General features: G+C 39.5%; 20 protein-coding genes and 1 pseudogene. 17 read left to right on the top strand and 4 right to left on the bottom strand.

Going from position 1 to position 19,546, the window contains the following annotated elements:
* Positions 1-75 precede the first annotated feature (75 nt).
* Positions 76-657 (bottom strand): TetR/AcrR family transcriptional regulator, encoded by a 582-nt coding sequence (locus tag NST58_RS31960; RefSeq protein ID WP_339245493.1) that lies wholly within the window; start codon positions 655-657, stop codon positions 76-78.
* Between the two features lie 294 nt (positions 658-951).
* On the opposite strand from NST58_RS31960, the gene NST58_RS31955 reads away from it, so the two are divergent.
* The 7 genes and pseudogenes from NST58_RS31955 (at position 952) to NST58_RS31925 (ending at position 6,669) form a co-directional block, all read left to right on the top strand.
* Complete coding sequence (locus NST58_RS31955) at positions 952-2,139, top strand: MFS transporter (protein WP_339248817.1); 1,188 nt, start codon at positions 952-954, stop codon at positions 2,137-2,139.
* Positions 2,140-2,214: 75 nt separating this feature from the next.
* Positions 2,215-2,499, top strand: coding sequence for an alpha/beta-type small acid-soluble spore protein (locus NST58_RS31950; protein WP_036682328.1), 285 nt, complete (start codon positions 2,215-2,217; stop codon positions 2,497-2,499).
* A 227-nt stretch (positions 2,500-2,726) separates the two neighbouring features.
* A pseudogene (locus NST58_RS31945) lies at positions 2,727-2,939 on the top strand (YiaA/YiaB family inner membrane protein); the annotation flags it as partial.
* A 27-nt stretch (positions 2,940-2,966) separates the two neighbouring features.
* Positions 2,967-3,203 carry a YiaA/YiaB family inner membrane protein gene (locus NST58_RS31940; protein ID WP_305953524.1) on the top strand — a complete coding sequence of 79 codons (237 nt, stop codon included), beginning with the start codon at positions 2,967-2,969 and terminating at the stop codon, positions 3,201-3,203.
* A gap of 249 nt (positions 3,204-3,452) precedes the next feature.
* A complete protein-coding gene (locus NST58_RS31935; RefSeq protein ID WP_076179249.1) occupies positions 3,453-4,529 on the top strand; it encodes an ankyrin repeat domain-containing protein in 1,077 nt (358 codons plus the stop codon).
* A 118-nt stretch (positions 4,530-4,647) separates the two neighbouring features.
* Positions 4,648-5,565, top strand: coding sequence for an HPr(Ser) kinase/phosphatase (hprK, locus tag NST58_RS31930; RefSeq protein ID WP_076124211.1), 918 nt, complete (start codon positions 4,648-4,650; stop codon positions 5,563-5,565).
* A 222-nt stretch (positions 5,566-5,787) separates the two neighbouring features.
* Entirely contained in the window at positions 5,788-6,669 is an 882-nt protein-coding gene (locus NST58_RS31925) for an SMI1/KNR4 family protein (RefSeq protein ID WP_076220470.1), read from the top strand.
* Between the two features lie 448 nt (positions 6,670-7,117).
* On the opposite strand, the gene NST58_RS31920 is transcribed toward NST58_RS31925, so the two are convergent.
* The gene (locus NST58_RS31920) at positions 7,118-7,555 is read right to left on the bottom strand and encodes a MarR family transcriptional regulator (RefSeq protein WP_076124207.1); all 438 of its coding nucleotides are present in this window, start codon (positions 7,553-7,555) and stop codon (positions 7,118-7,120) included.
* A gap of 121 nt (positions 7,556-7,676) precedes the next feature.
* Here NST58_RS31920 and NST58_RS31915 point away from each other — a divergent pair, with 121 nt between their 5' ends.
* From NST58_RS31915 to NST58_RS31885, 7 genes are all read left to right on the top strand, one after another.
* The gene (locus NST58_RS31915; RefSeq protein WP_036682318.1) at positions 7,677-8,264 is read left to right on the top strand and encodes an NAD(P)H-dependent oxidoreductase; all 588 of its coding nucleotides are present in this window, start codon (positions 7,677-7,679) and stop codon (positions 8,262-8,264) included.
* Between the two features lie 523 nt (positions 8,265-8,787).
* Positions 8,788-10,029 (top strand): cysteine desulfurase family protein, encoded by a 1,242-nt coding sequence (locus NST58_RS31910; protein WP_081387424.1) that lies wholly within the window; start codon positions 8,788-8,790, stop codon positions 10,027-10,029.
* A 16-nt stretch (positions 10,030-10,045) separates the two neighbouring features.
* Positions 10,046-10,519 (top strand): hypothetical protein, encoded by a 474-nt coding sequence (locus NST58_RS31905; RefSeq protein ID WP_076220712.1) that lies wholly within the window; start codon positions 10,046-10,048, stop codon positions 10,517-10,519.
* Between the two features lie 22 nt (positions 10,520-10,541).
* A complete protein-coding gene (locus NST58_RS31900; RefSeq protein ID WP_076220711.1) occupies positions 10,542-10,955 on the top strand; it encodes a hypothetical protein in 414 nt (137 codons plus the stop codon).
* A 29-nt stretch (positions 10,956-10,984) separates the two neighbouring features.
* Positions 10,985-11,383: a hypothetical protein gene (locus NST58_RS31895; RefSeq protein ID WP_076220710.1), complete on the top strand. Its 399-nt coding sequence runs from the start codon at positions 10,985-10,987 to the stop codon at positions 11,381-11,383.
* Complete coding sequence (locus tag NST58_RS31890; RefSeq protein WP_076276297.1) at positions 11,376-13,178, top strand: ABC transporter ATP-binding protein; 1,803 nt, start codon at positions 11,376-11,378, stop codon at positions 13,176-13,178. The genes NST58_RS31895 and NST58_RS31890 overlap by 8 nt, the downstream gene beginning before the upstream one ends.
* A 618-nt stretch (positions 13,179-13,796) precedes the next feature.
* Entirely contained in the window at positions 13,797-15,209 is a 1,413-nt protein-coding gene (locus NST58_RS31885) for an alanine/glycine:cation symporter family protein (protein ID WP_076276296.1), read from the top strand.
* 67 nt (positions 15,210-15,276) lie between these two features.
* Here NST58_RS31885 and NST58_RS31880 read toward each other — a convergent pair whose 3' ends face one another.
* Entirely contained in the window at positions 15,277-15,675 is a 399-nt protein-coding gene (locus tag NST58_RS31880; RefSeq protein ID WP_076276295.1) for a hypothetical protein, read from the bottom strand.
* 211 nt (positions 15,676-15,886) lie between these two features.
* Between NST58_RS31880 and NST58_RS31875 the strand changes: the two genes are divergently transcribed.
* From NST58_RS31875 to NST58_RS31865, 3 genes are all read left to right on the top strand, one after another.
* Entirely contained in the window at positions 15,887-16,453 is a 567-nt protein-coding gene (locus NST58_RS31875; RefSeq protein ID WP_076301519.1) for a TetR/AcrR family transcriptional regulator, read from the top strand.
* A complete protein-coding gene (locus tag NST58_RS31870; protein WP_036682312.1) occupies positions 16,450-16,986 on the top strand; it encodes a DUF2798 domain-containing protein in 537 nt (178 codons plus the stop codon). The genes NST58_RS31875 and NST58_RS31870 overlap by 4 nt, the downstream gene beginning before the upstream one ends.
* A gap of 272 nt (positions 16,987-17,258) precedes the next feature.
* Positions 17,259-18,440 (top strand): multidrug effflux MFS transporter, encoded by a 1,182-nt coding sequence (locus NST58_RS31865; RefSeq protein WP_076301518.1) that lies wholly within the window; start codon positions 17,259-17,261, stop codon positions 18,438-18,440.
* A gap of 103 nt (positions 18,441-18,543) precedes the next feature.
* On the opposite strand, the gene NST58_RS31860 is transcribed toward NST58_RS31865, so the two are convergent.
* Complete coding sequence (locus NST58_RS31860; protein ID WP_339245487.1) at positions 18,544-19,434, bottom strand: diacylglycerol kinase family protein; 891 nt, start codon at positions 19,432-19,434, stop codon at positions 18,544-18,546.
* Positions 19,435-19,546: the final 112 nt, after the last annotated feature.

Here is a 19,546-nt window from a genome sequence, read left to right as displayed (position 1 = left end):
GCCTCCTAAAGGACTTTTATTTCATTGTAATTAGGAGTACTATGGCGGGCATTGACTTAAATCAAGACTCTGAATTTAATCAAGCGAAGTAAGTATCACTGTTATTGCGTTATCAACAAAGGATCGCTCCGGGCGGGATTTCAAGAGTACAGTAAGCCCTATTAGCGATACGATTAGTGCCTGTGCCAAGGCCTTCGCATTTACACCACCCTTAAGCTCACCTGATTGTATACCGCGTTCAATAGTTTCTTGAAATATGACCGATAGATACATTTGGTGTTCTCTTGTAAGAATCTCGAATTTCTCATCATGAGGTGCCAGCTCAACCATTGTATTGATGCAAAAACATCCTCGGTTCACACTGCCTGCATACTCCTCCGCCACCACATCTTCAAAAAAACTACGAAAGGCTTTTTTCGCGGATGGATTGCTTTGAAGTTGGGCTCGGACACGAGAAGCATGGGACATCGTGTATTTACGTAGCGCAGCTTCGAATAATGCTTTTTTGTCTCCAAAAGCTGAGTATATACTGGGGCGTTGAATGCCCATTCTGGAAGTTAAATCGCTTAATGAGGTAGCCTCATATCCCTTCTCCCAAAATAGCTCCATAGCTGATTCTAATACTTTTTCCTCGTCAAATTCGCGGGTTCGAGCCATTAATAACACCCCTCGTTATATTTGATTTCAATAATTGATTACCGAACAGTATATTATAATACTAGAACTAGCCATCTATATTGTCAAATGAAAGTCGGTAGCATCAAATATTTATGTTGACATCATTTGTTTTGTGAGATAAATTTACTGAGCACAATAACATACTGATCGGTATGAAATGTGTTTGCGATATAAATTTAACAGAGAAAGGGTGTGTCCAAAATGCAGGGGACTAAAGAGAAGCTTTCGTCACAAGAGACGCATACGCCATCTGATTCTATTCAGGCTTCCTCGATGCCTCGTTATATGACACTTTTGTTTGCCGTTGTCTGCGGGATGTCGGTTGCAAACATCTACTTTGCACAACCGTTGCTTGATCATTTGTCGAGAGAATTTGGTATTGATTATTCAACCATTGGTATTCTTATTACTATCACGCAGATTTTTTATGCAGTGGGGCTGTTACTGCTCGTGCCACTAGGAGATTTACTGAATCAGCGCCGCCTGATTATCGGCCAGATGTTATTATCTGTGGTAGCTTTGATTATCGTGGGTACTGCCTCTTCCAGCACGATACTATTCGTAGGTATGGCCTCAGTGGGACTACTCGCTGTTGTAACGCAGACGCTTGTTGCGTTCGCGGCGACAATGGCTGCCCCTGCCGAACGCGGGCGAGTCGTAGGCATGGTCACAAGTGGAATTGTGATTGGAATACTTCTTGCGCGATCCATTTCAGGAATACTTACAGATCTTGCAGGTTGGCGTTCCGTATACCTTTTTTCTGCTGCTTTAATGCTTTGTATGGTGTGTACATTATTTAGAGTGTTGCCAAATGTGGAACGTGAGGTAAAAACACTGTCATACGCTCAGCTGCTTAGCTCAGTGTTTATGTTGTTTGTACAAGAGAGAGTATTGCGTATCCGCGCTATTCTGGCTTTGCTGATTTTTACTGCTTTCAGTATTCTGTGGACTTCTGTGGTCTTGCCTCTTAGTGCTCCGCCGTTATCACTTTCACATACTGCAATTGGGGCATTTGGTCTGGCGGGAATTGTGGGAGCATTAGCTGCTGCGCGGGCGGGAAAGCTAGCTGATCAGGGTCATGGACAGAGAACGACAGGCATAGCATTACTTCTATTGTTGATTTCATGGTGGTTTATCAGTTTTACCGAGCAGTCGCTGTTGGCATTGGTCATTGGTATTGTTCTGCTTGATTTGGCTGTGCAGGCGGTGCATGTCACCAATCAAAGTATAATACTTACCTTGCGCATGGAGGCACGTAGTCGGCTCACCGCAGGGTATATGGTTTTTTACTCCATTGGAAGTGCTACCGGATCGATTGCCTCCACTCAAATATATTCTCACTATGGCTGGAACGGGGTATGTTGGCTTGGAGCTTCTGTTAGTGCTGTGGCTTTTTTATTTTGGGCTGTAACCTTGCGTGCTACGAATGCCGTGTTGCAACGGCGCCCTGCTTGGAAATAATCGGGGCAAGTCCATAAGGGTGGAGGTTCCGTTTTCCGGGCATGTTATTTAAAACAGGTTTGGGAGGGGATAAGGATGTCTAGAAGAAACAGGAAATATGCAGTGCCGGGAGCCAGCCGCGGAATGCAAATTTTTAAAGCGGAAGTGATGCGGCGCGAGGGGTATGATGTAGATCCGGAGCGGCCTGATGATGTGAAATACGAAGTCGCAAAAGAACTGGGTGTCCCTTTGGAGCACGGTCAAAATGGTCATTTGAGCACAGAATCGGTGGGCCAGATCGGCGGTAAAATTGGTGGATCGATGGTCCGCGAAATGATTCGTCTCGCACAGCAACAATTAGTGGATCAGGAAAGGCAGTAGCATTTTTCTAATATATGTTGCAGAGATCGCGGGAGGCGGTTTTCGTCCTATATTGTACGGGACTGAGGCCGTCCTTTCGGTGTTTGCGTTATTTTATAATTGTATAGTAAAAATTCCTGAAATTCCCTAAAACAACCTGATTCATGGTAGAATTTTACCGATGTTCCACGGTATAGTGGAGAAGGATATATCATCATTCAAGTCTGTAGTGGGAGAGGAATTATCAGATGAATCAGAGATATCGCAAACGCAACACGGCTGCTTTTACGGGGGCATCGTATTTTGCATTGGGGGCAGGACTTTTTCTATTCTGTTTGGGAGTGTACAACGACACTTGGGAGCTAAACGTAAAAGGGTATTATTTGCTTTGTATGGTGTTAATTACGATTTCCTGTATCGTTGTGCAAAAGGTGGTCAGGGACAATACAGAGGATAAAGAATTTCGTTTGGATAACCCTAAACACAGGATGAGAAATACAGGGGCCTTCACAATTATGGCTTTTGTGGGTTTGATTATCGGGTATGCGATGTTTTTTATAGGCCTTTACAATGCTCCATTTGAATTAAATGTAAAGGGGTATTACATAGCTGTTATTCTCTTGATTTCTTATAGCGCTATTGGCGTTCAGAAAGTGACACGGGATAACGCGGAAGATAACGAGATTCTTGCCGAGCAAGAGGCGAGACGGGACATCCAAGGATAAAGAGGGATATATCCAGCTTTCTCGCTGGCAACAGCAGGCTGCTTCAACTTTACTTACCATCATAAATTGTAAACAGGAGCTTCGTGAATTCACGGAGCTTCTTTTTATTTTTTGAAATAGCAGCAATAATCTCGCCGATCTGAACATTATGAGGACTATTTGTTAGAACAACATCCTTAGTTTGGATTGTTTTTTTACTATACGGTTCTCTATACTCTTCATAATACTTGAAGTAGGAGTGGATAATGGATGATTCGTCTGAAGGATATAGGGAAGTTCGAGGAACTGCCGCAAATGGCCATGCATATTTACAAAGGAAATATTCCGGAATTAGAGGCTGCCATTAGAGCAGGCTGGGATATTGAAGAGGGCATCGTACTTAGCAAATATACCACGTTAACCCCGTTAGATTTGGCGCTTATATCAGAGAGAATGGATGTCATAAAGCTGCTGGTACAACACGGGGTAAATCTGAATGTGAAGAATAATCCGGCTTTTTTGCTCGCGATTCGCTATTGCAAAGAAGATATCGTCCGCTATATTGCAGCACAAGGGGCCAAACTGGACAAGCTTAATCAGGTCAAGTCAGGTGCATATTCGCAGGCCTACTATGGCAACAAAAACAATATCCCGCTCATACATGAGCTAGGATTAGATATTAAGCAGCATGGTGGGGCTGTATTACGCAAAGCGGTGTCAGATCACGACCTTAAGACCGTTGCTTATTTACTGGATCATGGGGTGGACATTAATTACAACAATTCTGATATGGTCTATCCTTATCAAGCCACTCCGTTAACAGTTGCCACAAGAATGGGTAATCAAGCGATGGTACAATATTTGATTGAACGTGGCGCAGACGTTACCTTGGCGGAAAAAGATGGCGATCGCCCTTACACCATTGCTGTGAGCAATAAGAATACAGCTTTGGCTGACTTTTTGAAATCGTTAGAGCCGGCTGAATTTCATGATATCGAGAATAAGAAGTTTGAGCTGAGAAAATATAAATTGTCTGATGAATTGGTTAGCTTTCTTACTGGAACAAAACTGCGTCTTGAGCTAACACAAAATGAATATGAAATTAGATATATCGACTTTTTCACATTAACTGATACCATTGAAATAAAAATCGGCCGGCAAAAGCTGCTCCGTCTGTCAGCCGATATAGATAATTACTCTGATCTGCTGCTTATGTGGAATCCGAAGAAAAAAGGCCTGATAGGCTGTTACGACGTGGAACATCAGACGTACGCGGATTTATGTAGTTTTGCAGATTTTCTCACGCAACCGGAGATATACCTCATTAATTTTCTTGAAGGAACATAGTTGTTAATATCTCATGATCTGTCTATTTCTTTTGCAGGAATCATTCTATTCGTCGTTGAATATATCCCGGTAACCGTATTACGTATTCAAAATACGTAGCCACAGGAGGAGAACAACATTGAAATCGATTACCGTTCAAAGCCTTACGGAAACGTTTAAGCTGGAAGTGCTTGCGGGTGCTAGCTGCATGGACCGCGAGATCACTCGCTCTAAGACACATAGACCTGGCCTGGAGTTCGTGGGTTACTTCGATTTTTTTCCGATGAAGCGAGTACAAGTATTGGGCCGCAAAGAAATCAATTATCTGCTAAAGCTAAGCGTTGAGCAACGCAAGTTACATATTGGCAATATCGTTAAGTATCATCCCCCATGTTTTATTGTGACGACGGGTCAGCAGGAGATCCCCTATTTGACTTTATTCTGCGACCAAGAAGGTATACCACTACTTCGGACGGAAGAGACGACATCAGAGTTCATCGCAAAGATTGATACTTATCTGGTGAAGGCGCTGGCGCCAGAACTTTCAATTCATGGAGTGTGTGTGAACGTGTCTGGCATAGGTGTCCTATTGAGAGGCAAGTCCGGGATCGGAAAAAGCGAAACCGCTCACACGCTCATTAGAAGAGGCCATCGGTTTGTAGCCGATGATGTAGTTGTGCTTAAGAAGCTGGGACCGGCGACGCTTCTCGGCACGCATAATGAAACGACCCGTGAATTCCTAGCGCTGCGCAGTATTGGTCTGATCAATGTTGTACGGCAGTACGGGCGTAGAGCTTTTCAGGAAGAGACACGAATTGTACTCGACATCGAGTTGTCACCATGGCGGGAGAATTCCTTGAATAATGAGCTCGAAATCGAACCCCAGTTCACAGAATATCTTGGCGTGCAAATTCCGCATATTGAAATTCAGCTTCAGCCTGGCCGCGACGTGGCTGGCCTGATCGAGGCGGCTGCGAACAATTGGTACCTTAAACAGCTTGGCTATAGTGCCGTTGAAGAGTTCCTGCAGAGGATCGAAAACGGGATGCAGTCGTAAAGGCAGGATAGAAAGCAGCAATTATAGTTACCATAATTAAAATGGTTTTCTGTATACGAAAAACAGACCGCAGATAAACGCTGCGGTCTGTTTTTCACAGCAAAAAGGGAAGTTGCTTTTTGATTGATAGGGCTAGGACATGTGTTATTGGCTGGGCATAGGTTAGAAATGGTATAATTTCTAATAGGTATTTTGAGTGATCGTTAATAGGAGGTATTAATGATGAGTGATGAGTTATTGGCAAAATTGGATGAATGGCATGAGGAAGATGAATTTCAAGAAATCGTGGATGCAATCACGGAAATTCCTGAAGAGGAAAGAGATTATGTTCTAACTAGTCATTTGGGCAGGGCGCTTAATAATCTCGGCCAATATGAAGAGGCTTTAGAGCAGTATTTGAGCATTGAAGATGAGGGTGAAGGTGACCCGCTCTGGCATTACCGTATCGGGGTTTCTTATTATTATCTGAAAAGATATGACGAAGCTTTAAAAGCGTTTACGATTGCCGATCAGCTGGAACCTGATGATGAAGACACATTGGAGTTTCTGGGCTGGATCAAACGTAAATTGGCTAAAAAAGCTGCGAAAAAGCCTGTAAACAAACCTGCTAAGAAGCCTGTAATAGCGTTGGATGCCACTAATTTCTGGGATGACAGCGAGTATGCGTTCTCAGAATATATTTCTGACCCGCCTTCAGATGCATTGATTACTTCTGTACAAGAAGAGCTGGTTTTCAAGCTGCCTGCTTCCTATGTGGATATGATGAAGTTACATAATGGGGGAATTCCTCATAACAATCGTTATCCGATTCCGGGAACAGGAGAATTTATTACGATTTCTGGTATCCTCGGAATTGGACGAGATAAGAATAAGTCGCTGTGTGGGGCTTCAGGCAGCCGGACTGTGATTGAAAATGGACGTTATCCTGAAGTTGGTGTGGTGATTTGTGATTGTCCTTCTGAGAATGAAGTGGTGATGCTGGATTACCGTGAATTCGGAAATGATGGCGAACCTGAGGTTATTCATGTAGATCGGGATAACAAATACAAAATCACACGTTTGGCTGACAATTTTGAGACCTTTATCAGCGGACTGGTGAAATAGTCCGTTTCGCTGGCTAAGAATACTTATAATCCAATCAAGGCATTCCTTAAGAGGAGTGCCTATTTCTATTAGGGGATTATTAGGGAAGCGTCTTTCGGACTCAGCTGACCTTAAATGCAGCTTTTTCGCATATTTGGAATGCCAACGGACCGTATAGCAGCTATTGGCATAAAAAACACCCAATATGAACCCGATTCATAGGAATAGCGTCGCTGGAGTCCGAAACTACGCACAAAAGGCTAAAAACATGCCTATAACGTCATCTGGGTCCGAAAGCCTCAGTGGACGAATACGATTCGGCGATTTAGCTGAAGGTGAGGCTGATTCGAAGTCGTCAGGCTTTAACTAGCCAATAATCGTTCTTGAGTCAGCTAACCAACGACCCAAAACACAGAGCAGCGGTGCTCCCATTAATGGGGAACCGCTGCTCTATTGTCTTTTTCTCGGATCATTGCTGGGTATTAAACACCTTAGATTGCAGGATATCGAGGGCATGGTTAATCTCGGCTAATTCCTCTGGGGGAACCTCTTTAATCCGGTTTAGAAAACGTTCACCGATCCGTTCAAAAGCCTCGTTCATCATCGCTTGTCCAGCATCAGACAACCGGATCATTTGCTTACGCCTGTCCTCGGCGACATCAAGCTTCTCACACAGGTTTTTTTCTGTTAATTTCTTCAGCTCACGGCTGGTATTCGGCATAGAGATATTCTTACAATCGCTGATTTGGCTGAGGGTAACAGGCTGGCTAACCGCAATATATTCCAGAATACTATATTGAACGGGAGTAATGCCTTCCGGTCTAACATCTTTGGTAAAGTCAAATGTTACTTCATGGACTGCTGTCGTAAAGGTAACAATTTTCTGAAAAAACGCTTGTTTGTCCATAAGGATCACCTCTTATTGTAAACCTTAACAAAATAATTATCATAATACAATTATCATTTGACAACTAAATAACGGTTGTGATACCATTTTGTTATCAAATGATAATTAAAGAGGTGGAGCAATGAACGTTTTAGTCATCTATACACATCCGAATCATAAAAGTTTAAGTTATGCTTTTTTCAATAAAGTCATTCAGGGAAGTAATGAGAATCAAAAGATCACGAAGATAGAGGTCCTTGATCTTTACGAAGAGCAATTTGATCCTGTGCTGGTATTTAATGAAAATAAACGTAGAAGAGACATGCATATCGATCCCAAGCTCGAGAAGTATCGGGAGCAGATTCGTCAGGCCGATAAAATTGTGTTTGTGTATCCAATCTGGTGGGGACGTCCTCCCGCGATGTTGCTCGGTTATATTGACCAAATGTTTGCTTCTAATTTCGCTTACAGAGAAAAGGGTGGTCTCATCCCCGAAGGGCTGCTGAAAGGAAAGTCTGTGGTTTGCATTTCCAGCATGAAGGGGCCGACCCTTTATCCTTTATATTGGCTGAATAATTCCCATAAAGTGCTGATGAGAAAAGCACTATTTCAATATTGTGGCATCAAGAAAGTGAAGTTTTTCGAATTTGGGAATATGGAGAGTCCAAAAGGGAAACATGATAAGAAGTTAAATCAGGTGTACCAATATTTTAAAGCTGTGGCTAATTAATACCTCAAAGATATCTGCTGTATGATTATTTGGACTCGTCATAAAGGTCCTTCTTAAAAAAAACATCAATGTTAAATGCCGAATATATAGCTCTAAAAATGCTAAATTCATAAATTTGATTCATACTGCATAGGACTTACTCATTTTGTTAGAGAGGTATCAAAATACTATATAAGTTTAAAATAACCAGTCACCGGAAATCAATCGGTGACTGGTTATTTAGTTTCGCTTGAATTCAGAAGTCAGTGTATAGAAAAAATAAAGTACTAGATTGAGGAGCGTTGAGCGGTTATTGGACGTCCACAGTACGGTAACTATGAGATCTGGCCAATTTTTGTGAAAACCTCAAGCTACTGAATGGAATAATGATTTTAATTTAGTCATGTTATTTGAAAACCAAGCAAGTGAAAAATAGATGTAATTCCTGGATTGACTCACCAAAAAATGGCATGTATATTTATATATATGAATTAAAGTAAATTATTACAATTAATTTTAAATAATAGGATTGGAGGAATTTAGTTTGAATAGTGGTATTTTAAAGAATGGCTCAGAAGAAATAAACTTAACTCCACTGTATTTTGATTATTGTGCTTCTACACCAATTGATCCTATGGTTTCACAAGTTTTAATGAGTTCATCATTAGAATATTATGCAAACCCTTCCTCGACACATATGATGGGTTTAGAGATTGAGCAGCTAATTAATGAAGCACGAATTTCTATTTCAAATTTATTAGGTGTGAATTCCTCTGAATTAATATTTACTTCTGGAGCTACTGAGAGTAATAACTTAGCTATATTTGGTGTTATAAGGGCATTACAAAATAATAATAGACGACTCCATGTCATCACTACTAAAATTGAACATCCTTCTGTTATACGTTGTATAGAATTTTTAAATGACCAGGGAGTAGACGTAACTTATTTACCTGTTGATTGTAATGGAATGGTGAATATTGAATCTTTGAAAGAAGCAATTAAAGAAAACACTGCTTTAGTAAGTATTATGCAAGTAAATAATGAAACAGGTGCTATACAACCTATCGAAGACATAGGGAATTTGTTGAAAAATTATCCTCACATTTATTTTCATGTTGATGGAGTACAGGGATTTGGAAAAATAGCTATTTCTTTAGAATACGTAGACCTTTATACCATATCAGCACATAAAATTGGAGGCCCAAAAGGGATGGGGCTTTTAATGAAGAAAGGACATGTCAATATCTCTCCTATTATGTTTGGAGGAAATCAAGAATTTGGTATTAGACCAGGAACAACCAACATTACTGGTGTCCTGAGTATGCAAGAAGCCATTAAGATAGCTGTTAACCAACAAGAAGAGAGATTAAATTCTTTAACAATGATATATAAACGGGTTTATTCAGTTTTACATAATATAGACGGTTTGCACATCAATAGCCCAAGTCCTGGTTTAGGTTCACCCCATATTTTGAATTTTTCATATACAGCTACAAGTTCAGCTATTTTTTTATCTATATTGGCCAAAAAGGGGATTATTGCATCGTCACAGTCTGCTTGTTCTTCTAAGGGGAGTAAAGAAAGTCGGGTGCTAATGGCAATTTGCAATGATCAGGCTATAGCTTCCAGCAGTATTAGACTCAGCTTTCATGAGTCAATTACTGATGAAGATATCGACCGCCTAATTGAAGCGCTAGAACAAACAGTTATTTTAATAAAAACAAAAAAAGTATTCTCCTTTCTGGCAGATAAATCTCTTGAAGAACAAAATATTTACTCGTAATTAGGAGGAAAATTTAATGAATACGCAAACATCAATGATAGATTCACTTTTCAAGCCTCCTAGAAACTTTAGTCCTGAGGTAGGAGACTATTTATCGAACTTTGATATTGACAATAGTGACTGGAAACTGCTTGATTTAATCCGCAATGAACATATTCTTGCCGTTTTTCTTAGTATGGAATGTAAAGCTTGCGAGGTTGCTATGGAGGTTATTGATGACTACATCAACCAACACTCTAATCTTAATGTAGTGATTTTTATGAATGTCGATGCAAATACAGTAAAGGAATTAAATTCTTATTTTCAAAATAGAGCTCGTGTATTCTCTCTTAGTAAACAGAGGATGAAAGAAGAATTACTAATATTTAATTATCCAAAGGCATTTACACTTAATAAGTTCGGGCAAATCTTAAAAGCTGAAAACTGTGGGGCGGATTTTATGTTAGATATCTTGACTCAGCCCCTCAGAAAGATCCTCTTAAATTATTAATTTTTTTATAAGGAGGTTTGAGATGATTTTAAAAGACGTTTTGAAAAGAGCTACTCTTTTAGAAGATGAAGTAGTAACTGCGGAAAAACGATTTGAAAAGATATTTGAAGAAATCCCTCTGCCAGCAAAGGAAACAATTTATTGTATGGTTTCCTTCAGCTGCCTGCATTGTGTCGATGTTATACCCAAATTATCACAAGTTGAATTAAACGGTGAGTTTATATTGGTAACCGATGGAGAAGAAGCAGATAATGAGACTTTAATAAATGAGTTGGGCTTTGATTTTCCAGTAATATCTTATACAAGTCCTTATATTCAATTAGGCATTGTTAATACTCCTACATGTGTGCAAGTAAACTCTGCAGGTGAGGTTATCAGAGAACAGTATACGGAAAATATAGATGAATTATTAAGATTTTTACATGACTTTGATTAAAGTACTATCTAAAGGGTGTGGAGGAATATATGGATTCAGTGAAGGCAAGTCTATTTGTAGCATCCTCTGGCTTTTATAGTCACGATACTGGCTCTCATACAATGGAACATATTTTGAATAGAGTTAACGTTTCATATCTACCTTGCTCTATCAAAACGTTTGTTTTAATTAAATTGCAGCTGCCGTTTCCTGAGTATGAAGAAGAGGGATATTTAGATGTCTATGCACCTGATGGGAAAATTGATATGAATTCTTCTCTCTTTCCCATAAAAAATTATAGACCCCAATACATGTTTCCAGGTGGAGATACTAGTATTCAAGTGAATTACCCTATAGTCCAAGAGGGGAATTACATATATAAAATGTGCATACATGGACAAGTCATTGCAGAATATCCACTTTATATTGGTCTGGATAGGAATGAATAATGTATATCAAAATGTTCATAAGCATTGCGTCCTTTTTCATAAGGCCACTTTAAATCAGAAAAAGAAAGTTCTAATTCTTAGTATTCTTTTTTTCATTGAAAGCTGTATTCCGGCAGCACAGATTTATATTATCAGTAAACTAACTGATTCTATAAGCAATGTGTTCCAATTTGGAAAATTAACTGAGAACTTAATTTTCTTTTTTAGTTTAAATATTTCATTATTGGTTATTTCTAGTTTTATTATTGATTGGAAAATGCTACTCATTAAACGTCTTAACCAAAATGCCGATTACTACTTAGAAGATATGAAGGCTCATAAGTTAATGGACACACCTGTAATTTATTTTGAGGATACTAACAATTATAACCTGCTTGAGAGAATCAGTGGTTTAGGATCAAAATGTATAAGTACATTTGTTTCATTATTGGGATTATTGAAAAACGTATTTATTTTAATCTCTTATTTAATTTTGTTAGTGAGAATTAATTGGAGCCTAGGAATTGTTCTTGTTATCTTGATTATTCCTAGTCTCTTTATTTATCTTAAGGCCTCAAAAGATCAGTATCTTCAAGGATTTGCACAGTCATTAGACGTGAGAAGAGCGGGGTATCTAATTAATTTATTCAAGGATAGAGAAGCTCAACAGGAATTGAAGATATACAATCATGGTCAGTTTCTTCTGGATAAATGGAAATCGCTGTATTGGAAAACATCAAATGACCAGTATAAGTTAACTAAAAGTGTTACATCAAAGAAAAGACTATTTTCTAACCTTACCCATTTATTTAATACATTTTATTTTTTTGGATTAATTTATTTTGGAACTCATGATGGGATGACAATCGGTGAATATATTGCGTACTCCTCTTTGTTTACGTCTAGCATGGCAGGAATCATTTCATTAGTAAATGACGCCGGGTCTATCTATGGGAACTCGTTTGTAGTTGAAGAGTTTTATGATTTTGTTTTCTGCTCAAAGGAAAAAGATTATATAGAGGAAGCTTCTGATCAATACGAAATAAACTTGCAAGATGAAATTACCGTTAAGAATTTATCTTTTCAATATCCCGGACAGGCTAATTCAGTATTAAAAGATATATCATTCAGTATAAAAGCTGGAGAAACGGTAGCAATCGTAGGAGAAAACGGATCAGGAAAAAGCACTTTAGCGAAATGTCTTATAGGTTATTATGAGCCGACTTCGGGTTCTGTTTTCTATGACCACAAAAAAGTGACTAAGAAAAATGCAAATAAGGTGTGGAGTAAATTAACTGTTTTATTTCAAAATTATGTTAAGTATGAATTTACTTTGGTAGAAAATGTGTTGTTTCATCGAAGTAATTCGTTGAATGATTTGAATAAATTGGAGAGGCAAAATACATTCGAAGATTACAACATAATTTCTAAACAATTATCTGCAGGTAAAGATTCATTATTAGGAAGAGTATACGGAAATGGAACCGAGCTTTCTGGAGGGCAGTGGCAGAAAGTGGCTCTGACAAGATCACTTATCAAAGAGGCGGATATATTCTTATTGGATGAACCTACATCTGCAATGGACCCTTTATCTGAAAGAAAGCTGTTCGATCTTTTTTTTGAGATGTGCTCTGGGAAGACAGCAATTATTATTACTCATCGTTTAGCCAATTGTAAGAAAGCGGATAAAATAATTGTTCTTGATAAAGGGGCAGTTGTAGAATTTGGAGATCATGCTAGTCTGTTGGAATCAAGAGGAGTGTATGCTGCTATGTTCACTGCTCAAAAAGAGCCATTTGATTTAAATGTGAAATAATAATCTTGAAAGGAGGTGAGAAGATGGGACCGATATGCGGAGAATATGAAGATTGTTATGATACACCGTGTAGTGGAAGACGTTCAAAGTATAGACAAACGTACAGATGCTCAGAGATTGCAGCAACAGTAACCTGTGTTACTTTTGGTGGATCTTATTGTGATGGCAAGTGTTCCACTTGCAGTTCATATGTGAGTTCAACTTTTATCTCGTGTTGTCCTTAGGGAACTGGCATCTTCTTATTGTTTTAACCATCAATTAATACAATGGCAACTAAATCTTCGGAAGAAGAATTGGTTGCCATTTTTATAGGGTACAGTGTCGGTTCACGACTAACCGGTGAACGACCCAAATATTAGAGTCTTCTTTAACTCGGTACTAAAAATCCGTAAAGTGGTTCAAGGCTTCATCCGATGGATTAATGAAATACGGCTGAACAGTTGTGTCTCCAATTCTAAATGTTAAATGCCAAATATATATTTGACTAGCCAGAACCATTTTATTGTTGCTGGCTAATTTTTTTTGTTGGCTTTTGAAATAAGGGCTGTTATATTTGAAAATACTATGTAACTTAAGGTTCAGCAACTGGGTATCGACACAATGGAGAGGCGGATTTACATGCAACAAATGTTAGACAGTATGATTAGCGCAACAAATGACTTTCTTTGGTCGAAAATTTTGGTGGTTCTGCTTATTGTTTGTGGAATTTATTTCACCATTCGATCGAAGTTTGTTCAGTTTAGCATGTTTAAAGAAATGTTTAGGGTCCTTAAAGAGTCCAATGAAAGGTCAAAAGATTCCATTTCGTCATTTCAGGCTTTCTGTATCAGTATGGCAGCAAGGGTTGGGACAGGGAATATTACAGGGATCGCAATTGCTATCGCAATAGGTGGACCAGGGGCTGTTTTTTGGATGTGGGTCATAGCTATTATTGGATCAGCGTCCGGATTTATTGAAAGTACTCTGGCACAGGTGTATAAAGTGAAGGACAAGACTGGATTTCGTGGGGGGCCTGCCTATTATATGGAGCAAGGCCTGAAAAAACGTTGGATGGGCGCGGTATTTGCGGTTCTGATCACGTTATCCTTTGGTCTTGTATTTAATGCAGTTCAATCCAATACGATTACAGTGGCCTTTGAGAATTCATTTGGCACTAATCGGGTGATTCTTGGACTTGTAGTCGCTGCTGCATTTGCTGCTGTTATCTTTGGTGGGGTTAAACGTATTGCTAGAATGTCCGAATATATTGTAGTGGTAATGGCAGGGATCTATATTGGGGCTGCTGTTATTATTATGTTAATTAATATTACGGAAATACCGGCGATTCTGGCGCTTATTGTGAAAAGTGCTTTTGGATTTGAGCAAATCGCAGGGGGATCTTTTGGGGCAGTTATTTTGCAAGGGGTGAAAAGAGGACTATTCTCCAATGAAGCGGGGATGGGTAGTGCTCCTAATGCTGCGGCAACTGCAACAACTAGTCATCCGGTGAAACAAGGGCTGATGCAAGCGCTGGGTGTACTTACAGACACGTTACTTATTTGTTCTAGTACTGCTTTTATTATCTTGTTATCGGATGCGTATAAACAGCCAGGGCTGGATGGAATTAAGCTGACACAAGCGGCATTAAGCGAACATATTGGTTCGTGGGCTTCTGGATCCCTAGCGATCATGATTTTGTTGTTTGCTTTCAGTACGTTAATCGGAAATTATTATTATGGTGAGACCAATATAGAATTTTTGAACTCCAATAAAAAAGTATTACTGATCTATAGATACAGCGTCTTGGCGATGATTATTTTTGGCTCCGTGGCTAAGGTCCAATTGGTATGGGATTTGGCTGATTTATTTATGGGCTTCATGGTCATCGTGAATTTGATCGCTATTCTTCTATTATCTAAGGTTGCCTTTGCCGCCCTGCAGGATTATAAGCGCCAGAAGCGCGCAGGGAAGGACCCTGTCTTTTATAAAGATAGCATAGTGGGTCTGGAGAACGTGGAATGTTGGGACAATTCTTCAGAGATAAAAACATAGTAGGGTAAGTATTTGCGGGCTCAGGAAACTGAGCCCTTTTTGTTGTAGGCACTTAAATGTCTATGCATTATTTGTTGAGAATTTCTTCTATGATTTGTTTTGACTCTATTTTAAACTGCTCAATATTTTCGCTTACAAGCAGCACTTTTTTATTGTCCAATAGGATATATGAAGGGTAAGTGTTGGTCTTCAAATCCTCTTTTAAGCGGTCCCCCTCTTTCGAATCTTTTTTGATAACACCTGCTTTGCTGATAGAAGTCATATTTTCCTTGTAAATATCCTCAAGCTCTTTAGTTTGCTCAAAAAAACGATCGTTCTCCGATAAAATTAGGATTGAAAAAGATTTATTTTCTTGAGTAAGGTATGGCGTCAAAAAGTCATCTTTTTTCTGATTACCATTACAAGCTGCGATAAAGATTAAAGTAATCAAGCTTATCAGCATAATTACTAAGGCGTTTTTTTTCATATATACACCCTATTCTTTTTTATTCATAACGACAATTATGTTTTGAACTCCACATTAACTTCTAGACTTACTAGATCATATCCTGTTTTCAGTTATAAATGAAAATAATGAAATATTTTTTGAAAAAAAGCAAAAAAGACTTACATTAATCATTTTTATATTGTTATAATAACAAACAGACCGGTTGGTATGTTAGGGGGAGTACGTTATTGTGGATACAAAATCGCTAATGATTGAGACGGCGACACTTCTTTTTCAGCAAAAAGGATATAAAAATGTAGGCGTGAATGAAATTTTAAAAGCCTGTAATGTGACCAAAGGAGCGCTTTATCATCATTTTCCAAATGGAAAAGAAGAACTATTAATTGCTTGTTTAAAGGGCTTAAATGAAGCAATTACGATAGATATTGAGGATATTTTTAAAAAGCATCCATCGACGTTAGAAGCTATACAATCCATGATCGACAAGTTGATTCACAACTTAGAAACCGAGGGCACGATTACCGGATATACCTTTAGCAGTATTGTCAGTGAAATGGCTACGGTGAGTGAACCTGTTCGCCAGGCATGTAGCTTGCTCTATGAGAACATGGAACGAATTTACTGCGATAAGCTTGTAACTGAAGGTTATTCGCAGGAATCAGCCTCCGAGATGGCATTGTGGATGACGGCTTCGATCGAAGGCGCGATGATGTTGTGCCTAACGCAAAAATCCACAACTCCCTTAAAAACTATCGCCAAACTATTACCGACAATTTTGAAAGGAAGTACATCATGAATCAAGAAGCAAGATTACCAAGAAACGGCAAGGAGGGGGCATTATATGGTGCAATCATTTGTACACTGACGGTACTGTTTATGTCCTCAATAAATATCATTTTAGGGGTTGGAGAATTTAATGGTGAGGTTGCCTTAACGATTCTTAAAGTGTTTCCGATCATTTGGGTAATTGTCATGATTATTGAGCCTGTTGTTATTGGCCGTATTGCCGAAAAGCTGACAGCTACATTCACACAACCAACAGATAGCTTCAACGCCAAAATCCTATTCCGTATCTTGTTCACCGTACTAGGAATGTCATTTTGTATGACGTTTATTGGAGACATTATCGGAAATGGGTTGAGTTCTCAAACGTTTAATCACTTCTTAGCCAATTGGCCAAGAAATTTCCTGATTGCACTGTTCGCTGAAAGTATATTGATACAGCCGTTTGCAAGATTTGTGATGGTAAAGCTACATGCTTCTCAGGACAAAAAGAAATCCAGCGCTGTTGGCGTAACTATACATGGATTATCAGAACAAAATTCCTAACCTAAATAAGCTCTCAGGCGAAGTGATTCGTTTGAGAGCTTTTCTATTACCGTGTATAATGATGTTTTGGTTGAATAATTGAAACTCAAATCTTTGCCCGATATCTTTCGGGTAAGCCCTCCTATAAAACCATGAAAGCATAACAATGAAAGGTGATTTTCTAACATGATGATCTATAGTCGTCTTGCCATAATGATGCCCCCATTTCCCTAGCTAGGCTCATATTCTTGTAGTTGTTCGAGGATATAAGCTTGTAGGAGGGCGAAAATAAGATGAAAAAATATGCAGCACCATCGTTACTTTTAATGATTGTTCTTGTGGCTTTTCCGCAAATTAGTGAGACGATTTACACCCCATCGTTACCGGATATCGCAGTAGCACTTGGGGCCACCAATAGTTCTGTACAGTTAACGTTAAGTATATATTTTATTGGATTTGCTTTAGGAGTTTTTAGCTGGGGTTGGTTGTCTGACTTCATCGGGCGGAGATCTGCCATGCTGGCTGGACTTCTTGTATACGGTATGGGAAGCTTGATGTGTTTTTACTCAGAATCCATTCATCTGCTGTTAGTCAGCCGGTTTATACAAGCGTTTGGAGCAGCAACAGGTTCGATTATTACCCAAACCATTCTTCGTGAGAGTGTCTCCGGGAATAAACGGCATGTTATGTTTGCCCAAATCTCGGCGGTCATTGCTTTTACTCCCGCAGTAGGTCCGTTAATTGGCGGATGGGTGGATCAAGCTTTTGGTTTTCGAGCGGTTTTCTTTACATTAGTAATGATGAGTGTGTTGTTATTTATGTATGCTTTTTGGAAGCTGCCAGAAACCACTGATGTTTCCATGAGAAAAAAGGTGGCTATTCTGCCTATAGTCAAAAAAATGCTCGCATTGCCACGTGTATTGGTGTTTGGATTACTAATTGGAGGCATTAACGGAATCTTGTTCAGCTATTATGCTGAAGCTCCTTTTATATTTATTGAACACTTTCAGATTTCGCCAGGAGTCTATGGTTTTCTCGGCATTATTGTGGCTTTGGCGTCGATTGTAGGCGCAATGATCTCCAAAAGATTATTAACCCTCTATGCCCCAGAAAAAATAATCCATATCGGCTGTCTAGTAATGGCGAGCGGAGCCTTGCTATTAACAATCGCAAGCAGTCTTGACTCGCTGCCGGATATGATAGTGATCGTATGTATTCTAATAACGCTGTTTGTCCTATTAATGGGTGCAGGGATTGCTTTACCTAATTGTCTAAGTCTTGCTCTTGTTCAATTTCAGGATGTTGTAGGAACAGCAGGTGCGATATTCAGCTTGGGCTATTATTTGCTTGTTAGCTTGGCGACGTGGGGAATGAGCGCTCTTCATAATGGTTCATTACTGACGATGCCTATTTATTTCTTAGGGATTAGCGGCGGAATGTGGTTATTAGGCAAAAAATTTATTGTAGTGGAATAGAAATAACTTCTTAGTCATTGGATTAGTAGAAAGATATGGATCGGGGCATCCATAAATTAAGGGCAGTCTGGAACTTTTTGAGTTCCGGACTGCTTTTTGTTTGTTAGTCCACTTCTGGCACAATGACTTGGATATGACGAGGGAGAACACTCAGCGTAATAGGCAAAGTTGGACCTTCTTCGCCATCTACATTGGTTCTTACGGTTTCTGGAGAGCTTACACTTACATTGTGGGCTGTGAAATAGACAACATCTTTATGATCCTTGAGGGTACCCAGCAGTAAAGATATACTGGCTGTAATGGTATTGAATATACTGAGGTCCAAAATAATAAAACAATGAAGCAGACCGTCGTCAACCGCAGCATCCGGTATTAGATTCTCGAACCCGCCGACTGAGTTAGTTAATACGGCGAGAAAGAGTAAGGAGTCTCCTTGCCACATTTGTCCATCATGGTCAATGACAAGGGGGTGGGCTGTAGGGCTTGTAAGTTGTATAAGACCTTCTTTCAAGTATGCCAATGACCCTAGTTTGGTTTTATCTTCGGAGGATACAGAGGATAATGCTCCGGCAATTAAACCTACAGCAACAACGTTGCCGAACAGGCGGTCATTTAAGCGACCGATATCTACTGTTTTTAAATTTGAGGAGGCAAGGGTTTGAATGGCTATTTCGGGATTCAGTGGAATTTGTAATGCACGGGCGAAATCATTAGCCGTTCCTAAAGGAACCACACCTAACTTTGGGTGGTGTTCCTGGTCGATAAGACCATTAATGGTCTCGTGAAGTGTGCCATCCCCGCCGATGGAGATCACCAGATCATAACCTTCCTCACAAGCAGCGATGGAATAACGAGTGGCGTCTAGTTCTTTTGCTGTCTCCTTGATCGTAACGGAGTAGTCTTTATCACTTAGAACTCTTGTTGCATATCTGACATATTGGCTGGCTTCTTCTTTGCCGGAGGAGGGGTTAATAATAATCATAGCTTGCCGCATAAGGATAATCCTCTCTATTGTGATCTAGTAGGAGTTTATTCTTACCATTACCCCAAAGTAGACCGGCAGAACTCGTTCTCATAAAAAAAGATGAGCAAGATTGACCTAAGTC

It is taken from the genome of Paenibacillus sp. FSL R10-2796 (genome assembly GCF_037965315.1).
Classification (GTDB): Bacteria; Bacillota; Bacilli; order Paenibacillales; family Paenibacillaceae; genus Paenibacillus_AQ; species Paenibacillus_AQ odorifer.
This window is presented reverse-complemented; position numbering and strand designations above follow the sequence as displayed.

Excerpts from the sequence above, each read along its gene's own strand:
- NST58_RS31885 (WP_076276296.1), top strand. The coding sequence starts at position 13,797 with ATGCAACAAATGTTAGACAGTATGATTAGCGCAACAAATGACTTTCTT.
- NST58_RS31860 (WP_339245487.1), bottom strand. The coding sequence starts at position 19,434 with ATGCGGCAAGCTATGATTATTATTAACCCCTCCTCCGGCAAAGAAGAA.
- NST58_RS31870 (WP_036682312.1), top strand. The coding sequence starts at position 16,450 with ATGAATCAAGAAGCAAGATTACCAAGAAACGGCAAGGAGGGGGCATTA.
- NST58_RS31935 (WP_076179249.1), top strand. The coding sequence starts at position 3,453 with ATGATTCGTCTGAAGGATATAGGGAAGTTCGAGGAACTGCCGCAAATG.
- NST58_RS31955 (WP_339248817.1), top strand. The coding sequence starts at position 952 with ATGCCTCGTTATATGACACTTTTGTTTGCCGTTGTCTGCGGGATGTCG.
- NST58_RS31895 (WP_076220710.1), top strand. The coding sequence starts at position 10,985 with ATGGATTCAGTGAAGGCAAGTCTATTTGTAGCATCCTCTGGCTTTTAT.
- NST58_RS31950 (WP_036682328.1), top strand. The coding sequence starts at position 2,215 with ATGTCTAGAAGAAACAGGAAATATGCAGTGCCGGGAGCCAGCCGCGGA.
- NST58_RS31925 (WP_076220470.1), top strand. The coding sequence starts at position 5,788 with ATGAGTGATGAGTTATTGGCAAAATTGGATGAATGGCATGAGGAAGAT.
- NST58_RS31900 (WP_076220711.1), top strand. The coding sequence starts at position 10,542 with ATGATTTTAAAAGACGTTTTGAAAAGAGCTACTCTTTTAGAAGATGAA.
- NST58_RS31920 (WP_076124207.1), bottom strand. The coding sequence starts at position 7,555 with ATGGACAAACAAGCGTTTTTTCAGAAAATTGTTACCTTTACGACAGCA.
- NST58_RS31940 (WP_305953524.1), top strand. The coding sequence starts at position 2,967 with ATGAGAAATACAGGGGCCTTCACAATTATGGCTTTTGTGGGTTTGATT.
- NST58_RS31865 (WP_076301518.1), top strand. The coding sequence starts at position 17,259 with ATGAAAAAATATGCAGCACCATCGTTACTTTTAATGATTGTTCTTGTG.
- NST58_RS31960 (WP_339245493.1), bottom strand. The coding sequence starts at position 657 with ATGGCTCGAACCCGCGAATTTGACGAGGAAAAAGTATTAGAATCAGCT.
- NST58_RS31915 (WP_036682318.1), top strand. The coding sequence starts at position 7,677 with ATGAACGTTTTAGTCATCTATACACATCCGAATCATAAAAGTTTAAGT.
- NST58_RS31890 (WP_076276297.1), top strand. The coding sequence starts at position 11,376 with ATGAATAATGTATATCAAAATGTTCATAAGCATTGCGTCCTTTTTCAT.
- NST58_RS31905 (WP_076220712.1), top strand. The coding sequence starts at position 10,046 with ATGAATACGCAAACATCAATGATAGATTCACTTTTCAAGCCTCCTAGA.
- NST58_RS31880 (WP_076276295.1), bottom strand. The coding sequence starts at position 15,675 with ATGAAAAAAAACGCCTTAGTAATTATGCTGATAAGCTTGATTACTTTA.